Origin of the sequence: Paenibacillus sp. 453mf, from assembly GCF_900116105.1 — a bacterium.
Lineage (GTDB): Bacteria > Bacillota > Bacilli > Paenibacillales > Paenibacillaceae > Paenibacillus > Paenibacillus provencensis.
Genome location: NZ_FPAC01000004.1, coordinates 62,579 through 83,482 on the forward strand (window position 1 = coordinate 62,579; position 20,904 = coordinate 83,482).

At 49.2% G+C, this 20,904-nt stretch carries 13 protein-coding genes; 2 read left to right on the plus strand and 11 right to left on the minus strand.

What is annotated here, in order from left to right; all coding sequences use genetic code 11:
• Positions 1 to 37 precede the first annotated feature (37 nt).
• From BM415_RS17860 to BM415_RS17890, 7 genes are all read right to left on the minus strand, one after another.
• On the minus strand, positions 38 to 1,354 hold the full coding sequence (locus tag BM415_RS17860; RefSeq protein ID WP_091160366.1) for an ABC transporter substrate-binding protein: 1,317 nt from the start codon (positions 1,352 to 1,354) through the stop codon (positions 38 to 40).
• 314 nt (positions 1,355 to 1,668) lie between these two features.
• Positions 1,669 to 3,738, minus strand: a complete 2,070-nt coding sequence (locus BM415_RS17865; RefSeq protein WP_091160368.1) for a glycoside hydrolase family 65 — start codon at positions 3,736 to 3,738, stop codon at positions 1,669 to 1,671.
• 166 nt (positions 3,739 to 3,904) lie between these two features.
• Positions 3,905 to 5,395 (minus strand): extracellular solute-binding protein, encoded by a 1,491-nt coding sequence (locus tag BM415_RS17870; protein WP_091160606.1) that lies wholly within the window; start codon positions 5,393 to 5,395, stop codon positions 3,905 to 3,907.
• A gap of 172 nt (positions 5,396 to 5,567) precedes the next feature.
• A complete protein-coding gene (locus tag BM415_RS17875; RefSeq protein ID WP_091160369.1) occupies positions 5,568 to 6,434 on the minus strand; it encodes a carbohydrate ABC transporter permease in 867 nt (288 codons plus the stop codon).
• On the minus strand, positions 6,434 to 7,297 hold the full coding sequence (locus BM415_RS17880; RefSeq protein WP_244533584.1) for an ABC transporter permease: 864 nt from the start codon (positions 7,295 to 7,297) through the stop codon (positions 6,434 to 6,436). Before BM415_RS17880 ends, BM415_RS17875 begins: the two co-directional genes overlap by 1 nt.
• Positions 7,298 to 7,565: 268 nt before the next feature.
• Positions 7,566 to 9,851 (minus strand): helix-turn-helix domain-containing protein, encoded by a 2,286-nt coding sequence (locus tag BM415_RS17885; RefSeq protein WP_170862542.1) that lies wholly within the window; start codon positions 9,849 to 9,851, stop codon positions 7,566 to 7,568.
• A gap of 252 nt (positions 9,852 to 10,103) precedes the next feature.
• Positions 10,104 to 12,551 (minus strand): glycoside hydrolase family 88/105 protein, encoded by a 2,448-nt coding sequence (locus tag BM415_RS17890; RefSeq protein ID WP_244533536.1) that lies wholly within the window; start codon positions 12,549 to 12,551, stop codon positions 10,104 to 10,106.
• 312 nt (positions 12,552 to 12,863) lie between these two features.
• On the opposite strand from BM415_RS17890, the gene BM415_RS17895 reads away from it, so the two are divergent.
• Positions 12,864 to 13,199 carry a nuclear transport factor 2 family protein gene (locus tag BM415_RS17895; protein WP_170862543.1) on the plus strand — a complete coding sequence of 112 codons (336 nt, stop codon included), beginning with the start codon at positions 12,864 to 12,866 and terminating at the stop codon, positions 13,197 to 13,199.
• A 380-nt stretch (positions 13,200 to 13,579) separates the two neighbouring features.
• The gene (locus BM415_RS17900; RefSeq protein ID WP_091160376.1) at positions 13,580 to 14,554 is read left to right on the plus strand and encodes an aldo/keto reductase; all 975 of its coding nucleotides are present in this window, start codon (positions 13,580 to 13,582) and stop codon (positions 14,552 to 14,554) included.
• 79 nt (positions 14,555 to 14,633) lie between these two features.
• Here the strand turns inward: BM415_RS17900 and BM415_RS17905 are convergent, their stop codons facing one another.
• The 4 genes from BM415_RS17905 to BM415_RS17920 all read right to left on the minus strand — a co-directional run bounded on the left by BM415_RS17905 (position 14,634) and on the right by BM415_RS17920 (position 20,893).
• Positions 14,634 to 16,226 carry a response regulator gene (locus BM415_RS17905; protein ID WP_244533538.1) on the minus strand — a complete coding sequence of 531 codons (1,593 nt, stop codon included), beginning with the start codon at positions 16,224 to 16,226 and terminating at the stop codon, positions 14,634 to 14,636.
• Positions 16,195 to 18,123: a cache domain-containing sensor histidine kinase gene (locus BM415_RS17910; RefSeq protein ID WP_091160379.1), complete on the minus strand. Its 1,929-nt coding sequence runs from the start codon at positions 18,121 to 18,123 to the stop codon at positions 16,195 to 16,197. The genes BM415_RS17905 and BM415_RS17910 overlap by 32 nt, the downstream gene beginning before the upstream one ends.
• Positions 18,124 to 18,279: 156 nt before the next feature.
• Entirely contained in the window at positions 18,280 to 19,947 is a 1,668-nt protein-coding gene (locus tag BM415_RS17915) for an extracellular solute-binding protein (RefSeq protein WP_091160380.1), read from the minus strand.
• A 55-nt stretch (positions 19,948 to 20,002) separates the two neighbouring features.
• A complete protein-coding gene (locus tag BM415_RS17920) occupies positions 20,003 to 20,893 on the minus strand; it encodes a carbohydrate ABC transporter permease (protein ID WP_091160382.1) in 891 nt (296 codons plus the stop codon).
• Between the last annotated feature and the right edge of the window lie 11 nt (positions 20,894 to 20,904).

Genomic DNA, 20,904 nt, shown 5'->3' on the forward strand with positions numbered 1-20,904 from the left:
GGATCAAATGAGTCCGGGAGGCTGTCGAGAGGTCAAATTACAATCCTTGGGAGGCTGCCGACTTGAGTCCCTGCACCGCCTGCTCTACGTCTCCGCCGGTAACGAAAATATTAATAACTTGGTTCGCCTGTGTCAGGAATCCTTCAGAAGCGGCTGAACCGTGCGCAAGGCTTGGTGTGAGAGCACCATTCTTGAAATCCTCCATCGTCTCCTTGCCGTATACGTCGTACTTCTCTACATCCGCATCAATACGGGCAGGAATTGATCCTTTCTCCGGATTAAAAGCATCCTGCCCTTCCACAGAGCCCAGCACCTTCAGGAATTCCTTCACCGACTCGGGGTCCTTCACACCGGTTGGTAATCCGAACGTATCTGTGATAACCATGAAGCTGCCATCTGTACCCGGTGTAGGTGCGTAGCCGAAATCAACACCTACCTCAAGCTTAAGGTCGCCTGTGAAATAACCCTTTGCCCAGTCTCCCATCACGTTCATGGCTGCCTCTCCGCTCGATACGAGCTGTGAAGCATCCTGCCAGTTGCGGGCCGCATGGTCTTCGTTTACATAGGTGAGCATTTTCTTGAAGGTCTCGAGCGCTTCCTTCACCTTCGGATCATCAAAGCTGATGTCCCCTGTCCACAATTGTCTGTAACCGTCTGCACCGAGTGTTCCGAGAAGCACGGTCTCAAATAAATGGGTTGCCGCCCAAGGCTCCTTGTCTCCAAGCGCCAGCGGTGTAATTCCTTTTGCCTTCAATGCATCCGCCGCCGCAAAGAACTCATCAAACGTTGTCGGCACCGTTAATCCGTTGTCATCAAACACTTTCTTGTTGTACCACAGCACGTTGCCCCGGTGGATATTAACAGGTACAGACCAGATGCTGCCGTCACTGCTGACAAGATCGATCAAATCCTGCGGGAACTTATCGTTCCATCCTTCCGCTTCGTACAGATCATTCAGCGGCTCCATCTTTCCGGCTGCAACCCAGCCCGAATTGAGCTCCGAACCGCCGTGTACCTGAAATGTCCCCGGAGGATCTCCCCCTTGCATCCGGCTGGCCAGCACGGCCTTGGCATTGGTTCCTGCTCCGCCGGCAACAGCGGCATTAATAACCTCAATGCTCGGTTGATTATCCTTAAATACCTGAATTAGTGCCTTGAGACCTGCTTCTTCTCCGGCACCGGTCCACCAGCTGAATATTTCAACCTGCTTGCTGTCCGTCGTAGCAGGCGTTTCCGTTCCTTCCCCTCCGGTAGCTTCGCCCCCGGCAGGTGCCGAGGTTGAACCTGAACTGCATGCTGATAGAGCCAGTGAACCTAGTAGTGTCAGCGTTAGCCATATTGGTGATTTCTTCACATCAACACTTCCTTCTCATTCATGTTAGGATGGATGGTTATACTTATACTCACTTGCTTGCACCTCAGATTATAAGCTCCAAAATGTAAGCGCTATACTGGATTATGTTCAGGTCATCTGGACTTTATTTAGGGGTGCATGTCCGTCATAGAAGCAAGGTATACGATCTACAGAGCCTAGTTGAGCGCCAACAATAAAAAGAAGCTCCAAGCATGAGTTATCATGCATGAAGCTTCTCTAGTAAAAACGATTTATTTAATCGTTTCACACATTCTATAGGTTCTTCGTTCCTCGTCCTTCAAGCTGCAAGACTCTCACAGCCTTTGAACAAGTCCCTCATGCCTTACCGTCCAGTTACCATCCTGCGGAAAGCCAGGGGCCTCGCCATCAGGTCCGCCAATCCAGCCTGCCGCCATAAGGGCGACTGCAGCAAGGAGTCCTCCGTTGCCCGGCAAATAGGCCAGCAGATCATCGCGCTGATAATTGTGCCCGCTTTTCAGATACGTATTTTTCAACTGGTCCATGAGCAGCATGTCTATGGCGAGTTCACCTTCGCCAAGTCTCGCGGCCGTCATTGCGGCCGTTGGGAAATCCCATCCCCATGAAGTTTCCCAACGCCAGGCTTCCCTTACTCGGTGCAAAGTAGAGAGCATGACAGACCGGTCAATCAGCTTGCCGGGCAGCACGCCAAGCGCTGCCAGCATGGATGGATGATCCATGTTGGCTCTTGTATACGTATCCGTGCATAGCTCATGTGCCTCATATACACCGTTTATAGGCATTGGTACAGACAAATGCTCCATCACATGCCGCCATCTTGGCTCATCAGGCAATCCCAGTTTCTCCCGCCACAGGAGAGCAATCTCAAGACCATGGCGCCAGTATTCCAGTTCATAGACGGGATTCATCGTCTCGCTGCCCCGGTGGTTCTCCTGTGCAGGAATAACAGGCGGACCGAGCACATAACGCTCTCCCGGCTCATCCCACACCGCGAAGGAAACCATAAATTCAGCAGTTTCCATCACAATCTCCTTGTACCGTTCAAGCACCGCCTCTCCCGGATTGGCCTGATAGCACAGATAGGCCAGATCAATCGGATGAGGCTGCTGCCAGATCAGCAGTGTTGCAACGCTGGACGGGCTCTGATCGCCCTCCGGCCCAACCATCTTCGGCCATCTGGCTCCCGTGTAGCCCCCCGATACTGCCAGATCCAGTGCCTTTGGCAGAATCTTCTGATACCAGGACAGGCTGCGCTCCAGCAGATGAACTCTCCCCCACTGGGCAAAGTGTGCGGCATGCCACCAGTGCATTTCGAGGTGGGGCTTACCAAACCAGCTATTATACATAAGCCCGGTCTCCTGTGGGGGAAGAGAGCCTGCAGAATGCAGCGCTGTCTGGTATTGGGACAAGATGATTCTTCGCTCCAGCTCGGAGGCCCGCGGATCACGGCTGTCTGCGAGCTCAATAGCCCCGCCGCTCATCCAGAATTGTTCCCAGTGTGACGCAGAGTAGGATCGGATCGTGTCACTCGGATGCAGTTCTCCGATCAAATCTACAGAGGGTGTATAACTGACCGTCAAATCCAGCTTCGACAAGGAGCTGTTCGGGACCAGACGATAGGCATGTCGGCCGAGCTGAACAAGTTCACCATCCGTCCAAGCAAGCCCTACTGCATACTTGTCTTCATCCATGATCCGCCTGATCTCAGCTCCATGCTGGTCTGCATGATGCAGCTCGGTCCTATGCCCTTCTTCTGTCTCCCAGTTCAGACCTATACTGCTGCCCCAGCCGCGGGACTGCGGGTGGGGAGCAGGAAACCGGACGGATACAAACAGTCTGCCTTGTTCGATGAGCTCTGATTCTATTGTCAACCCGATCTGATCCAGCCGGTCATGACAGCTTGTGAGAACGGTAACGGGTACTTCCTCCACACGGAACCTGCTAGTGATGATTCCCGTCCATAAATCAAGCTCTTGTTCGATGTCGCCAAGGTCCTGAAGCTGAATCCGGGCGCCATCTGAAGAGCATAACTCAAGTCCGATTACACCAAGCTGGACCCGATGCGGATTCTGTCTCAGCCAGTGAAAAACCTCCTCCTGACCGGAAGCATCCGTTGCATATCCTACCTTCCGTCCATGCGTTTCATATGGGACAAGCTTTACGTCCTCATATCGATACAGATCATGTCCGCCTGTACTGTGCCATCCCCAGTTGGACTGGGTTCCTAGCGGAAACTTATATTCGTCCGGGAAGCTCTGCATGCCGGTGATATCTACAGTGTAGGCAAATTCTCCGTTGCCTACAGACAGCGGTGATAGGGTCTCCGCCTGCCGCAGCACCGGATTATGCCGGGTGACAAGCAATTTGCGATCAATTCTTTGCATAGGACAAGGAATCCTCCTGCTTCTTTTTTTAGATACTCAGCATGTTTATTGCGAAACATTCAATGAAGCCAAAGCCACCTAAAAGTCATGGCAAGCATATAGCACTATGCTATTGCGGCCTGGCCTCATTGATTAAGCCTGCAGCTGCTCTATCATGGTCGATTTGTTATTGCTGGTAGCTCTGCACCTTCTCATACCATTCCTGCGCCCGCTTCGTGACCTCTTCTCCGCCGGAGCTGTTCCAGCGCTCCACGAACTCATCAAATTTCTCCAGCGGCCATTCACCGATTACAATCTTGGACAAATATTCCTGGAACAGCTTGTGAGATTGTATGTCCGGATATCCTTCATATACTGACGAAGGAAGTCCATCTCCGGCAATACGGCGGGCATCTGCTGTTGCAACGTCAAAGATATCCTTGACCATCTGGATCTGATCCTCCGGAAAGGTCTGCTCAATGCGGACATCCATCGTCTCTTTCGTGTTGTAATTCAGCATGCCGAGCGCAATCGGCGTGTTGTCGTCGGCAGGAAGCAGCTGCTTCTTGCCATCCACGACCTCATGCTGCACACCTTCAATCCCGAATCGGATAAAGTCCTCATTCGCCGGATCGTAGAAGAAGTCAAGCAGCTTCAGCGAAGCCTCAGCCTTGTCCTCGGACATCTTTGGAATCATCCACTCCGGCTCGCCTACGCTTTTTTGGGTAACGTAGCCTTCATAGCCTTCCACGACTGGAATGGGCATTCCCTTGACGACGGCTTCTGGTGCAAGCGTCTGGATCGCGGCCAGCCGATCCTTCAAGTTCCCAGGCAGATGATACCAGCTGCCGACCAGGTTGTTGTTAATCTTCGCTGTCCAGATCTCCCCCTTGTTCAGGAAGGTCTCGTTATCCAGCAGCTTCTGTTCGTATAAATCACGTACAAAAACGATAGCATCCTTCATGTTCTGTGTAACACCTGCGTATTGCAGCTTGCCGTCGTAAATGTCCCATTCCGGCTTCCCTTCCCACATGGCCACGCCATACATTGCAAACAGATGATCCATCCAGGTCCCGAACTCGCGGCCTGTCGTTGGAATTTCGTCTGCCTGGCCATTGCCGTTAGGATCCTCGTTCAGGAAAGCCTTCAACACTTCGACGTATTCCTCCTGTGTTGTAGGCATGTCGAGCCCCACGGCATCCAGCCAATCCTGACGAATCATGGGGGCACGCTCTGGAATCATATAGATTTTGGGAACATAATAGATCTTGCCATCCGGTGAGGCAGAACGTACTATATCCCAGGCTTCCTGAGGAATGCGCTTCCATAAATTCGGAGCATGCTGTGGCAGCAAATCGTCGAGCGCAAGTGCGCCATTCTGTGAGATCAACGTCTGCTCGACGCCACCTACCGGTCTCATAATATCCGGCAGATCACCGGAAGCGATCATCACGTTCATGCTCTCCACCGGATCGCCGCCTGACGAGGTTGTCTGCAGATTATACTGCACTCCGGTCTTCTCTGCGATATACTGCACATGCGCATCATCCGGCGATGGCAGCTTCCCCTTGCTAAGGTGCGTCTTATAGACATCCACCACGACATAATCCGGATTGGTCGGCGCAGCTGAGCTGCCTGTGTCCGTATTGCCGCTGCAGCCAGCCAGTACCGTCGTCATCCCTAGTGTCAATGCCAGGATAGCCCGAGTCCATCCTTTATGAGTCCACTGATTACGATTCCACAAATGCGATCTCCCCTTTTCAATAAGTTATATGACCCGCCAATTACTCCATTCGCAATATTCAAGACTTTGAATTCATCACATGCAGCAGTTTACGCGGCCGGATGGGCTAGCCCTTTAATGAACCCAGCATCGCTCCCTTGACAAAATATTTTTGCAAGAAGGGATATACCAGAATGATCGGCGTCGCCGCAAATATAATGGTGGCCGCCTTCAGCGTTGTAATATTGTAATCGAAGCTGCCGAGCATATCCGTCACAGTCAGCATTTCTGGTGATACGATATATTCCCTCAGCTTCACCTGCAGTGGATGCAGATTCGGGTCACGGATGAACAGAATGGCCCGCTGGAAGGTGTTCCAATAACCCACAGCATAGAATAAGCTGACCGTTGCAAGTACGGGCTTGGATAGCGGCAGGAAAATCTGGAACAACACTCTGAAGTCATGGCAGCCGTCAATCTGCGCTGAATCGGACAATTCAGCAGGTATGCCCATGAAAAAGGTACGAATAATGACCATGTTGAATGTGCCGATCAGTCCCGGAATAATCAGAGCCCAGATGGAATCCAGCATCCCGAGCGATTTGACGGTCAGATAGAACGGGATAAGCGGTGCGTTGAATATCATCGTGATCACAATCCCGAGCATGACATGCCTCTTGATCATGAACTTCGGATGCGCCAGTGGATAAGCGGTGAGCACAGAGAATAATACACTAAGCAGCGTACCAACCACCGTAATGAAGATTGTAACCGCAAAAGAATTCCATAAATCCTGACGATTCAGAATGTATTCCCAAGCTCCCAATGTAAACTCGACCGGGAACAAAAATACTTTCTTTGAATCTGCCGCGATCGGCGAACTGAAGGACATGGCCAGCATTTGCACGAGCGGTGCGAGCATTGTAAATGCAGCCACTGTCAAAAAGGTGTAATTGACGACCTTGAACACTTTTTCTCCGAATGTACTTTTCATCACCACAACCCCTGCTCTGTTTTTCTCGCAAGCCGATTAAAGATGTAGAGTAAAATAAACCCGATGACGGACTGGAACAGACCAATAGCTGTCGTCATGCTGTACTGTCCCTGGAGCACCCCTGCCCTATACACGTAAGTCTCGATAATATCCCCTACCGAATACGTCATTGGCGTCAGCAGGTTAAATATCTGATCAAATCCAAGCTCCAGGAAGTTGCCGATATTCAGCAGGAACAGTACTGTAATGGTCGGGAGCAGAGACGGAAGGGTAATATAGATCGCCTGCTTCCATTTGCCCGCACCGTCAACGACCGCGGCTTCGTACAGATTGGGATTGATCGCGGTCAATGCTGCAAGATAGATAATGGTCCCCCAGCCCACTTCCTTCCAAATCCCTGACAAAATTACGATCGTCCGGAAAGCCCCCTCCTGCTGCATAAATAGAACAGGCTCATATCCGAACCAGCCCCGGATTACGTTAACAAGTCCGCCGGTGGCCAGCAGTTCGAATACAATACCGCCCACAACGACCCAGGACAAGAAATGCGGAAGATAAAAAATGCTCTGATACGTGCGCTTCATGATTCTCCCTGCAACCTCATTAAATAGCAGTGCGAGAATAATGGGCGCCGGGAAGCTGAATACAAGCTGGTAGAGCGCAATGAGAGCCGTATTGCGGAGCACGTTCCAGAAATCGGGATACGTAAAAATAAACTTGAAATTATCGAAGCCGACCCAGGGACTGCCCCATATCCCATTCATAATCTGATAATCCTGAAAGGTAATAATGCTGCCAGCTAACGGAACGTATTTGAATACGATGTAATACACAATTCCCGGCAGGACCATGAGGTAGAGCATCCAGTACTTGCGGACATTATGCAGGTAAGGACGAATGGATCCTCGTTTCGATGTGGAATGAGACACCTCCGGTTTCGCTGTGATGTCAGCCATGTGTATGTTCGCCCGCCTTTCCTCTTCTATAGTCGTATTGCCACGAGGGACACCCTCAATTTACGACTGACAGGCTAAATCAGCAATCGACCATTCCGCCAATATATGGACATAAAGAGAAAAATCCACCCTCTGCAGTATTTGCTCATAGGGTGGAGCTTCGGTTCATCATGTGTTACACAGAATATTTTTTGTATTTCATATGCTCTCTGTATTTTCCCGGTGTAATATCCTTCAGCTTGCGAAATACGCGGATGAAGCTGTTCTCATGCTGATAACCGACCATTCTTGCAATCTCCGCCAGTTTATAATCGGTCTCGATCAGCAGCTCACCGGCTTTTTCCACACGTAACTTAGTGAAATAATCGTGAATCGTCTCTCCTGTCTCTTGCTTGAACAGCTGGCTGGCCAGGCTGACACTGATATGCACGGAGGAAGCAATTTCCTGTACCCCTACATTCCCGTCCAGATGCCGTGTCATAAAATCAATCATTTGCTGCACCATTATGGCCTCCCGACTGACAGCGAGCGATGCAAAATGATCAGCCAGTCTGCTCGTGTATTCATAGAGAAGCTCCATCATATCCTGCAGATCAAGCGTGTGCAGCTGACGAATCTGAATAGCTTCCTCCGGATCGGCTCCTTCTTTGGAAACTTCCAGCTTCAACAGACGCTGGCGAATATGGGTGAGCATACTCGTCACTTCAGAAGGATACCAGCCTTCAGTCCTCATCTGTTCCTCGAGCTTGCTTAACATTCGAGTTGCCTGCTCCTTCGACCCTGTCTCTACTGCCTGTAGTAATCCCGAAACCATGGATTCATACTCTACAGAATCGGTCCGCTCATGGGAGGCTACTTCTTCAAAGGTAATGACCGTCCCATACCCTTTATATAATCGATAGCTCAGCGCATTCTCAGCTTCATAATACGCACGCTGCAGCTTCATGACGTTCTCTGCCTGATGGCTGATCCCGATCGACACCTTAGTCTGCAAAATATCCTGCAGCATCGGTAAGATTTGGCTGATCTCTGCTTCAATCGGCTCCTCCTTATCCCGACTGGACTGGAGCACTAGAGCCAGCTTATCCTTGCCTAGATCCACGCTGACACTGCGGTAGGATGGAGCGAGCAGCTCCTCAGCGATATTGTTCATTGCATATTTATATAGGAACTGATCGTTATCACTCCATTTATCCGCCCATTCCGAATACCGATCAATGGATATCAGTACGACACGAAGCGGTCTGTTCGTCCATTCCTTGAAATATTGTTTCCACCTTGCTTCCAGCTCTCGCCTTCCGGACAAATTGCCCATGAAAATATCCTGCACGAACTTCGATGAGGCCTCTGCCTTGGTATGACGGATTTGCTGAGACAGATCTTCATGTGCCCGCAGGAGCCGGACGGTAATATTCTCAAGCTTGCCAAGATCGAGACTGTTCTCTTCACGTTCATAATTTCTAAGGAGGGAATGCAGCCGGCGAATGGGCTTGAAAGTGACGGCATGAAGCTGAATGATCAGCCAGGCTCCGAGCACCAGCATAATGAGGGAGACGAGCAGTACGACGCTGCGAATCTTCTTGGAATTGGCCAATAAATCGTCCTGGGAAGCGATGGATACATACCTCCAGTCCGTCAGAGGAGAAGGATTGTGGGTAAGCAGCAGCGACTCACCATTCAGTTCTACATCATCGTATCTTTGCTCTCCCAGCTGCCGTGTGTGCTCATAGATATCGGACGGCTCAGCGTGGGCATTGCCGATCTGATACACCAAATTCCCTTCGCTGTCGAGAATATACTGGGCGCTCTCGATCTTCGAAACCGTGCTTGGTCTCATCTGTGCGAACAGCTCTGCCTTGTTGAAGTTCAGGGCAAGGATGCCCTTCATCTCGCCTTGGACAACGATTTTTCGAAAATAGGTAATTTCGTTCGTTCCGTTCTTGCCGCTCCCGCCTGCTGCCGTTCTGGATTTGACAAGCATGGTCTTCTCTTTAAGCTCGCTGCCTACGCTCACCCAGTCCGAATCTGGAAATGTGCTGAACCGGGAGCTGTAGCCCATCGGGTAAGATACAAAGCTTTCTTCATCTTCATTAAAAATGTATGCGCTTTCTATTATAGGTGAGTTAACGACCACATATTTCAAATACTCAATGAGCTGCCGGATTTCCGTTTGCGTGATCTGTTCATCCTTAGAGAGGTATCCATATACGCCTGAATGCAGTGCCATCTTGATAGCCGTACTGTCCGTATCCTTGATATAGTCTTCAATAAAATTCATCTTATCGCTGAGCAGCTGGTGATGCATTTCGCTCAGCTCGCTTTGAAGCACCGATTTGGATGTATAATAGGAAGTCAGACTGACCGCCAGTATGATGACGAACATCGCAATCGTCAGCGCAAAAACAAGCCTTGTCTGGGTCGTTGAGAGCAATGCGCGGAGCGAGTTTGACACTTTGGACATGATTCGCCTTCCCCCATCCTTATCCGCTTGGGATTTGCATATCGTTCGTACTAACATTTTCTTTCCATATGTTATCACAACTTGTATGGATGTCGTTCACAAATATTTAAATTTTTTCCTATTTGAATCAATTCATACTCTCATTAAAAAGGTATTATGAAATGGATTCCTTCGTGAAAAAAGACAAATAACCGGACTGTATAGCCCGGTTTATTGCCATTCATATTTTTTACTCCGTCATGCTCCCGTTATTTACTGTGGACACGATCGGATTGAAGCCGCACAGGTCTCCTTCAAATACTCGCGCAGCCTTAAGGACTCGATCCCCGCGAGCAGTACAATACCGATGCCGTGGGTGTCATTCAGCAGCCAAGACAGACGTTCCTTGTAATAATTCGGAGAGAAGGAGTATCCCGACCCTCGGCAGACCCCGTATACATTCCCGTCTCGATCAATACAATGGCGTATAATCCCCTCATAGCCACGGAAGACCGCCTCAGCATATTGACGCTGTATTTCTTCTGGAAGCCAGCCATATCTTATCCCTCGGGAAAAAGCATAGATAAACATCGACGAGCAAGATGTCTCACTGTAGGATTCGTGATCTGTCAGCACCTGATGCCACAATCCCTGTTCATCCTGAACTGCAAGATAACCCTCGCACAGTTCCCTGTAGAAATGCAGCAGATCGTCATAATTCGGATGCGTCTCGGGAAGAACAGTCAACAGCTCAGTTAGAGAGAACAACACCCAGCCATTGCCCCGTCCCCACGGTACCGTACAGCCCTTATCAAAATTCAGATTGTACACATGGTGCATCATTCTCTGCTCAGGCATATACAGTCTTTTCTTATACAGCAGAAATTGTGCAGCTGCGTCATCCAAATACCGAGTTTCACCAGTGAGCTTGTAATACTGGCTAAGGAACGGAGTACTCATGTACAAGTCGTCGCACCATATCGTATTGACCATTAGCTCGCTGAAGCTGCGATAGCGGTACAACGTTCCATCGGGCAGGCGATCCTGTTCATGTGTAATATAGGCCGCTATACGATGTGCAGCCTCCTCGGCTCCCCTCAGTTCCTTCAGCACGTGAGCTCTGAGCATGGTAGCACCAAAGGAACCGCAGTCATCCAGACTATCGATCAGCGCAAGCTGGTGATTCATCCCGGGGGCACCATGCCGCTCGATATCCCACATGACCAGCTCATCCAGAGATGTGCACTGCTCAATATGGCCCGCTGCATAGTCTATGTAATCCGGGCGGGACAGCTCTCTGCCGGTCTCCAGAATGCCATACAGCGTAACACCTAGCGGATAATTCCATTTTCCGTACAAACGAGATTCCAAATAAGGACGAATCCGCGCAGCCGGCTGATCGGCTCTGAAGTAAGTTCGTTCATCTCCCTCCCCGAATAGACAGTTCATATGAGGGACATCTCGGGGCTGAGGCACACGATCCTTGGAAAAAGGTCCAAGATACAGCCAGTGTCCTGTTAACCCTTCGATCGGGCATGGCCTGGACCATGTTCGCACTTCGCCAGTTTCTTCTCCGGCAAATGCATCCAGATCAAATCCCCAGGCTTGACGGGTACGGGCTGACACAACAACGACGTCATGCATTCCATAGTCCAGCTCCGTCTCCACCTCGAAGTAGCCTTGGTCCTGATCGCTTGCGTACAGCAAATTTCCGTCCACATATAGCTTGAACGTTCCTTCATGCAGCCCTTTCCATGTCACACGGCGTTCACTTGAAGTGCCCCGGTGATCCAGCCTGGACCAAGCCAGCGCAACGGACCCAAGGGGACAGTCCAAGCCAGCTGCAGTGACGACTGTATCGGCGCTTGCACGGGTAAGAACATTTGTAATTGCATTTGAGCTTGCATTTGCACTCACATTTGCACTCGCATCATCACCGTCACTTCCCCTGGTATTGGCTTCTACATTGGCCATTTCCTTAATTTCTGCCCCCATCCCTGTATCAAACACTCTCGCGAAGACACCGAGCTGCTGCTCCTCCTCGCTCCATTCACTTCGGGGATACCAGGTCAGACCTGTGGCTGCTTCGGATGCTGATATTTCTGCCTCGAATATACTTGCTAGCTTCGAGTCTATATCGTAAGTATTCACCTCTTTCACATTGCCTGGTATCCAACGTATATGCTGGGGTTCACTGTATACCCAGCCTTCCTGCCCTTCGCGTTCAATCGATGGGGCAAGAAAATGAACCGGTGCGCCTTTCACTGAGCCTGTACCGAATTTTGCACCGCAGCCGGTGGGTGTTTTTTCAAACTCCAGCATGAAGAAGTTCCAGCCCTGACGCAGCTTTCCACGCAGTCCAGCCTTGCTCTCCGGCATGACGTCATCCCGATGATTCGATTCAAAGGCCAGCTGGCCGTTAATAAACACCCGTGCATGGCTGTAGCAGCTGATCCGATAAGCCTGCGAGGTGTCCTCATCAGCCCATATTTTGGCCCAGGCATAGACAAACTGTCCATCCTGCAGCTGAGGAAGCTTCTCCATGAGGTTCATATCGTAACGGTATTCGTTATCTCTAATAAAGCCTTCCACATTAAGCAGCCGGTACGTCGGCAAGGTCCTCGGGTTCGCTCCGATATATCGGTTTACAATGGCTCTAAGCACATCCTCTGTTCTGTCCAGTGAAGCTCCGAAAGAACGTTCTTTGGTTACATATGGCATCGCCTGCAGCGCCTCCTTACGACGAAATGATATTTAATAGAATAAATTCCAGACTCACGGTAGAACAATGGCCCGAATCTCCAAACCGTAACCCAAAGCTTCACAATCCAGCAAAAACGATACGGTTTGTTCTCTGTACATTTGGTTGGTTGAACTCTGAACATTGCAGAGCCTGTAGAATGAGCATATATCTTTTGTGACAATGATAATTAGCCTAAGAAAAATGGTATATGTTAAAGGATAATTTTGTGATACAATGCGGAGAAGCTTTAATACATTAAACTCATTTTACGAAAAAAAGGAGAATTCACCGTGTCCATTACTGATGTTATTGATGCACAGCTAGCCGCGTACAATGCGCGGAACATTGAAGATCTACTGGCTACCTATCACGAGGACTGCGTCATTGAAGATGCTGTCGGCAACATCCAGAACTCAGGCAAAGAAGAAATCCGCGAGCGTTATACAGCTTTGTTCGAGATCAGTCCTGAGCTGAACGCAACCATCACGAATCGCATCGTGCACAATAACTATGTCATTGACCATGAGTCCGTAACAGGACATCGCGGCAGAACGGACGTGCTGCTGGCGGTACCTGTATATCGTGTTGAGAATGGTCTGATTACACACGTAAGATTTATTGGATAAGGAAGATCCCCGAATAACCCTATGGGAGCGTCTCCATACAAATAGAAGGCCTGTACCTTAGACGATGAGGACAGGTCTATTTATTATTATGAAGCTAGATTATTGCCTGCCTTATGTTATTATTTTACTCTGCTGTCATGGCAACAAGCTCTTCAAAGGCATCCACTTCCAATTCCACTTCAGCCTGATCTAAATTAATATATTGTTTATAATATAGTAGAATCAATTTCATAATACCTTTAGCTGCTTATATCAAGGGTATATATAGATCAAAATGATTTTATTTGTCTATATATAGTTTCAAATTTATCTATTTAATGACTTATGAAATTGATTCAGTAGAGAGCAAATTAAACAATCTCAATATAGGAGTGATAACGATGAAATATACATACCTCGGACGCAGTGGAATGCAGGTCTCTCTTCTCGGTCTTGGCACCAATTCTTTCGGAAAAAGAGCGGATGAACAGACTTCGACCCGCATCCTCCATCATGCCATCGACCGCGGAATCAACTTTATTGATACGGCCAACATCTACGCTGGAACGGAATCGGAACGCATTATTGGACAAGCGCTGAAAGGTAGAAGAGACAAGGTCGTCCTCACGACCAAGGCCGGACTCATTGCTAGAAATGACTCCCCGAATGGGCGCGGATCTTCCCGTTACCATCTGCAGCAGGAGCTTGAGAACAGCCTGAAGCGGCTTGGGACCGATTATGTGGATCTGTATCAAATTCACACCTTCGATCCGAATACGCCGCTGGAAGAAACACTCCGCACACTCGATGACATGGTTCGTGCCGGCAAGGTACGCTATATCGGTGCCTCCAATTATGCTGCTTGGGAGCTGATGAAGGCACTCGGGATCAGCGAGCTGAGAGGATATGAACGTTTTGTCTCCAATCAGGTCAGCTATTCGCTGGCAGACCGAACGCCGGAGCGCGAGCTCGTTCCGATGTGCCTAGATCAAGGTGTCGGAATTATTCCTTACTTCCCTCTGGCTGGAGGAATTTTGACCGGAAAATATACAGCCGAAACTGCGGTACCTGCGGGCTCCCGTGCGGAGACCGACCCGAACTTCCAGCGTTTCCTGGAGCAGCATAATTTAACGCTCGGGCAACAAGTGGCGGATCTAGCCGCTGAGACTGGATATACACCAAGCGCGTTATCCATCGCCTGGCTCATGAACCGGCCTGCCGTATCCACCGTCATCGTCGGCGCAACCCGAACAGAGCAGCTAGATGACAACTTGAGAAGTCTCGACATCGAGATCGATACAGAGCTCGGAGAGAAGCTTGATGAAATAAGCGATCGATTCCTATTCTCGAAACCTTTTGCTGCCTACCGAATATAATACGAAGGAAAAGGCTGGACCTTAGCTTTACGCCCCCCGTAAGCTCAAAGTCCAGCCTTTCTCTTGTCTTCTAACCACTTCATTTCCCGTGCCCTGCTTCCATACCTCCGAGCTGACGATATTCATGAGGAGACACGCCCTCCAGCTCCTTAAATACGCGGGAGAACTGCTTGCTGTTCTCAAAGCCCACTGCGAGGCTGATCTCCGCCATTTTCATGGAGGATTTATGAAGCAGCAGCTCCTTTGCCCGCTGGATACGTACCTTTTTGAGATAGGACACAAAGTTGTCTCCCGTATACGCCTTGAACGCCTCGCTGAAATACGAATAATTGAGCGATACATGATTGCTGACCATCGCCATATTCAGAGGACGTTCGTAATGCTCATGTATATAACGAACCGCTTCTTTCATATCCGCATGCTCACTATGCGCCAGCCGAATGCGGGACACATAATCATTAACGCTGACGAGCAGGTATTCCAGCTTCCTATAATACTCGTTAAAGCTCTGAAAATTGTTAAGGCTGCCGACCAGCTTATACATCTTCAGCACCTCAACCGAGGATTCCCCGTATCTCCTAAACACCTCGTCGAACACATTCTCATTAATCAGTCCGCTTACCTTCTCCAGATACGTCATATCGATCTGCTTCAGATGATCCAGCTCAAAGATGGAGGCAAGCAGCCTCTTCATCTCTTCCATTCGATCTGTCCCCAGCATATTTCCGAGCTTACGCAAGGCGCCATACGGCAGTGGAGGATTCATCCGATTCGTGAGTGCAGCATCATATTCGATATAATAAGCACTTGGATGCAAAAAAGTATATCGCAGTGCCGCCTGCGCCTCTTGATATTGCTCATGCATCTGAGCCAAATCCCTCTGCTCTGTGCTGATTCCGATGCGGAATCCGTTCCACCCTTTCTGCTCAGCCTGCCTTGCAAGCTCTTGGTACCAGTTTGCAGTATTTCCTGCCAGAATAAGCCTTCCTTCTACATCCGTAAGTGCAAGCTCTGCCCTAACATCCATGGATTGACTGAGCCGCTCGACCAGACGCTGAATTTCACCTGTCGGCATGACGGACCCATCTACATATCTGCACAGCACCATCGCGACCGCATAAGCGCTTGCTGGTGAAATACGATCTGCCCACTCCTCCTTCATCTGCTGCAGCTCTTCTTCCGTAACAGGTCCTGTTCCAAATAGAAGCTGCCGCACACGGTTCTTGTGCTGCTCCAACTGCAGCTCATACTTCTCCTGTCTTCGTTCCAGATTCGAGGCTTCTAATTCGCTCAGTTCCTTATCCACCCGATTCAGCATATCAAACAGCTCGGTTCGCTGAATCGGCTTCAGCAAATAATCCTTCACCCTGTACCGGATTGCCGTCTTCGCATATTCAAAATCATCATATCCGCTGAGCAGCACGACAGCCGGCCTTCTTCCTCCCGGTTCACGATCCAGCTCCTCCAGCAGCCGGATTCCATCCAGGACAGGCATGCGAATATCGGTTAATATCAGATCTGCACGAGATGCACGGTTCAGCTCAAGCGCCATTTGTCCATTCGAGGCCAGTTCAATCTGATAGGCTGATGGATATTGCCGCTCAATCATCGTTTTAAGTCCCAGGCGAATATTTTTCTCATCATCCACGATTATGAGTTTCCTCACCTTCATCTCCCCCTGTCATGACCACTGTAGGCAAAGTAATGGTTACGATCGTACCGACACCCTGTGTGCTATGGATCGTAAGACCGTATGGTGATCCAAAAAACAGCTGAATTCGCTGATGCACATTTATCAGTCCAATCCCAGCAGATTGATTCGATCGGCTGATTTCATTTGCCGCACTCAACGCAGGCGCTTCTCCCAGATTCACTTTCTCGGAGCTTGAGCTTTGGAGCTGATTCCTTAGCAGCTTCAGATCCTCCTCCGCCATACCCGTTCCGTTATCCTGGATCCATATTTGGCATTTGCCGCGGATCGCCTCTGCCCGAATGGTCATCGTCTTATTTCGGAATCCGGCCTCCTCTGCTTCCTCATACCAGCCATGCTTGACGCTGTTCTCTACAATCGGCTGAAGCGACATCTTCAGCACTTCTGCTTCCAACATCGCATTCGGCACATCTACGATCAGCGTAATCGGTGTATCGAACCGGATATTCATCACTTCAATATAATTTCGGATATGCCTCAGCTCATCTCTCAGCTTCACATAGTCCCCTGACCACTTGAAGTTATATCGCATCATCCCTCCAAGTGAAGTGAGCGAATCCGCAATTTCCCGCTGATCCTCCATCTCGGCCAGCATCCGTATATTCTCCAGTGTATTGTACAGAAAATGAGAGTCAATCTGATTATGCAGCGTTCTTAGTTCGGCTTCCTTGGACATCGCTTCCTTACGGACAGCCACAGCGACCAGCTCATTGATCTTGTTCATCAGCTTATTGAAATGAAAGGCCAGCTCGCCAATCTCCCCGCCGCCCCGGATCACAACACCCGTATACAGCTCTCCGCGACGCGCCTTTTTCATCGCTTCTGTGAGTCTAACCAGATTTTTCAAGATGAAGGAATTGAGTACGTAAGCAATAATCGTAAAGATAATAATGAACAAAATATTGATCCCAATCGTCGTGTTGCGGATCTTGGATATCTGCGCCAGCACATCCTCCATGGACAGCACATTCAGCAAGTGTGCATTCAATCCTTCTAGAGGGACGCTCAGAAAAATATAGGATTTGCCCGCCTCCTTATACTCCATCTGCCATGGCTCACCATCGGACAACGCTTTGAATTTAGCCTGAATCGCCTGCTCCATCATAGGAGCATCACTTAGCAGCGACTGTTTCGCGCGCGAGAAGACCTCACCTTCTCCATCGACCAGAAACAGCTGGGACCGCTCATCCTGGACAGTAAAAGTCCGGGGGGAAAATTCCGAGAGCAGCATATCGACCTGAATAATGCCGGAACGTTCTCCACTGATCACACTGATCTCTCGCAGCAAAGAAACCTTGGGCTCCTGCTCTACCGATCGTTTAATAAGGTCTCGGTCGGTGTACTGAAATGACCACATCTGCAGATCACCAAGACCATACGTGTCCTCGTACCAAACTTCGTCCTTGATCCGACGTTCACTGAAGATAATCGGCCATATTTCATAAGCATACGGATTGTCCGTGAATAGATACAGATGCTCAATGTTCGGATTGTTGAACTGGATTCTTGTGAGATTAACAAAAGCGCTCATATTAAAATCAACCAGCTCACCCAGCGGCAGCTCTGTCTTCCTAGTTAAATAGTTCAGCACCTCTTTGTCTGAAACGGCAAGCTGCGCCGAACGCTCCATGGACTCAATCTGGTTCATGATATGCAGCCTCTCCATATCGAGAATATAGGCACTCTTGTCTACCGCATCCTTCATGTAGGTCTCGTTAATCGCACGAAAAGAAAAGATGGATACGAGCAGGCTCGGTACCAGTATTATCGCAATATATGCTGCAATCAGACGACTCTGCAAGGATCTGTGCTCCCACCAGGATACAAAACCCTGCACCAGATTGGTTCCTCTTCTCATCACAATAAATCCATCCATTTCTGCTTGTATTTGCAGGTAAAAGCTCGAAAAACCCGCAGTCTGCGGGTCATTCGAACCTTAACATCTGATTGCGTATTCATACGAGTTACAAATAGAATATGGCTGTGAAAGGTCTGTACGGGTCGACCTAATTTCCTATTTCAAGAATTCAGCCAGCTTCGAAACGTTCTCCTCGTATTTCTTCTGCTGGAATGCCTGAACCTCTGCAAGACCTTCCTTCTCACGCTTCTCCTGATAATCCGTCCAGACGGAATCAAACTCGGCCTCGGATTCTGACATCAGCAGCTTCGGCAGTGTTTTACCCCACAGCTGAGCAAGCTTCGTATTAATGATACCCTCAGGTGAGTTCCCCGTTGGATTCAGCAATTCAAATTCGGAAGCGCTTACCGTTTTGCCCTTGGTCCAATCCTCCATTTGCTTGAACGGCTCAACAGACGGCGGCGTCCACTGTGCAGTAATATTCGTATTCATCAGCATCCAGAATGTAAATGAGGCACCGTACTCTTTGTCGAAGGCAGAACGGTCTGCATTCAGCAGTTCCAATGCTTCTGGCTTAAACTGATCTTTCCCGTCAATGGTGTCGTAGGTGACTCCTTTTTCACCAAGGTAGAGATCCTTGTTGCCTTCTTCACTGTTCAGGTAGCTCAGGAAGCGGATCGCACGCGCCTTATCCTTCACATTCTTGGAGATCAGCGTCACAGTCCAGCCCGAGATTCCCGGTCCATCCAGAGTCGGTGTATCCAGGTTCGTGTTCGATGGTCCATCTACAGCGATGTATACGGAATTCGGATCGTTTGCATACAACGTATTTTGCTGAGCAGCAAGGTCACTGCGCTGATAAATCATGGCAAAGTATCTTCCTTGTGCAATTTTCTCTTCCATTTGAGGACGTTTATCAATGAAGATATCCTTGGATAACAATCCTTTCTCATTTGCAGTACGCAAGGTCTTAAGCCATCTTACATACTCTGGATCCGTTGCCCGGTCGTAGAGCTTGCCGTCCTTCTCCTTCGGAATCGCGAGCAGGTTCTGAATGTATCCTTCGAGAGAGTAGTTGCCGTTCTCCGTAAATTCATGCATACCCAGAGGAATCAGCGGCTGACCATTCACATCAGGGAACTTCTCTTTGGCCGCCTCAAGTGCTGCAAGGAACCCTTCCGGAGTTCGCATGTCCGGACTGCCGATCGCTTCATACATATCTTTTCTCACGAGGAACACTTGGTTGGAGACATAGGTGTCACCATACTGCTCATAATCCTTCGGTGAAGAAGAAGCATTAGGATAAGCATATACTTTACCGTCCGGCTGTGTGTACCAGGACAGCTTTGCTGCATCCGATGCGGTGAAGAAGTATGGATCATACTCCTCTGCGAGCTCGTTCAGTGGAAGCACCAGACCTCCGTCAATCATCTTCTGAACGGCATCGTCGCCCTTATCGATCGTAATGAAATCCGGAAGTTTACCGGATGCTATTAGAGTATTCATTTTTTCGCTCTCATTTCCTGCTGGCACGATAAAATTGATATTTACGCCTGTTTTTTCGGAAATGTATTTCGTTGTTGGATCCACGCCCCACTGGTTTGGAAACCAGGAGAAATTCAAGTACCAATCAAACGTAATCGGTGAAGTATCCACCTTCCAGCCTGGATCATCCTTCGTCAGCTGAACAGCAGGTGTCTCTGTATCCGGTGTCTCTGTATCCGTCTCTTCTGCTCCTCCCGACGAAGAACATGCAGTTGTAAAGATTAATACGAGTGAAGCCAGAAGAATCAGAACTCTTTTCAAGCCCAATGTTTGGTTCATGCATTTAACCCCTTTTCGGCTTATTTGTATACTGTTCCTATATGTTGCCTTACACTCATCCTTTGATGGATCCGATCATCATCCCCTTTACGAAATACTTTTGCAGAAATGGATATACGAACACAATCGGGAGCGTCGTGACGACCATGGTCGCCAGTTTAATCGACTGTGAAGTCACGGTCTTAGTTGCTGCGGTTCCCTGTACTGCGGCTACCATCTGGTTGGAGCTCGACTGGGCAACGACTCGGTACAGATAAGTCTGTATCGGCTGCATATCGGTGTTGTTGATATAGATCATTCCGGTAAAATAGTCATTCCACTGATACACGCCATGGAACAGAGCAATCGTTGCGATAACAGGCAGGGATACCGGGAGTACAACTCTCAGGAAGATCGACCAGTCATTCGCGCCATCAATACGTGCCGCCTCCTCCAGTCCTTCGGGAATTTCCCGAAAGAAGGTCATGAAGATAATGAGATCGAAGAAGCTGAACATGACAGGAATGATGTAGACAAGAAAATTGTCCAGCAGATGCAAATCCCGAATGAGCAGGAAGGTTGGAATGAGGCCTCCCCCAAAGAATAAAGTAACCGTTCCCATCAGAATGTACAGCTTGCCGCCGATCAAATCCTTGCGGGAGAAGGCATAAGCCACCATGGCGGTAAAAAAGACGTGTACTGCGGTACCAACCACCGTCTTCGCAACGGTAATACCCATTGCCGTCATAATGCCTGGGCTTTCGAACACCGCCTTGAAATTATCGAGGCTGAACTCACGAGGCCACCAGTAAATTCCCCCTCGCATCGCATCGGTTCCATCGTTAAAGGCATTGACAAGAACATACCAGATGGGATACATCGTCAGAAAACAAACAACGAGCATAATCAGGGTATTAATTGTATCAAAAGCGAACTCCCCTTTAGTTCTGCGATTAAGCGTCCACAAGGCTATAGACT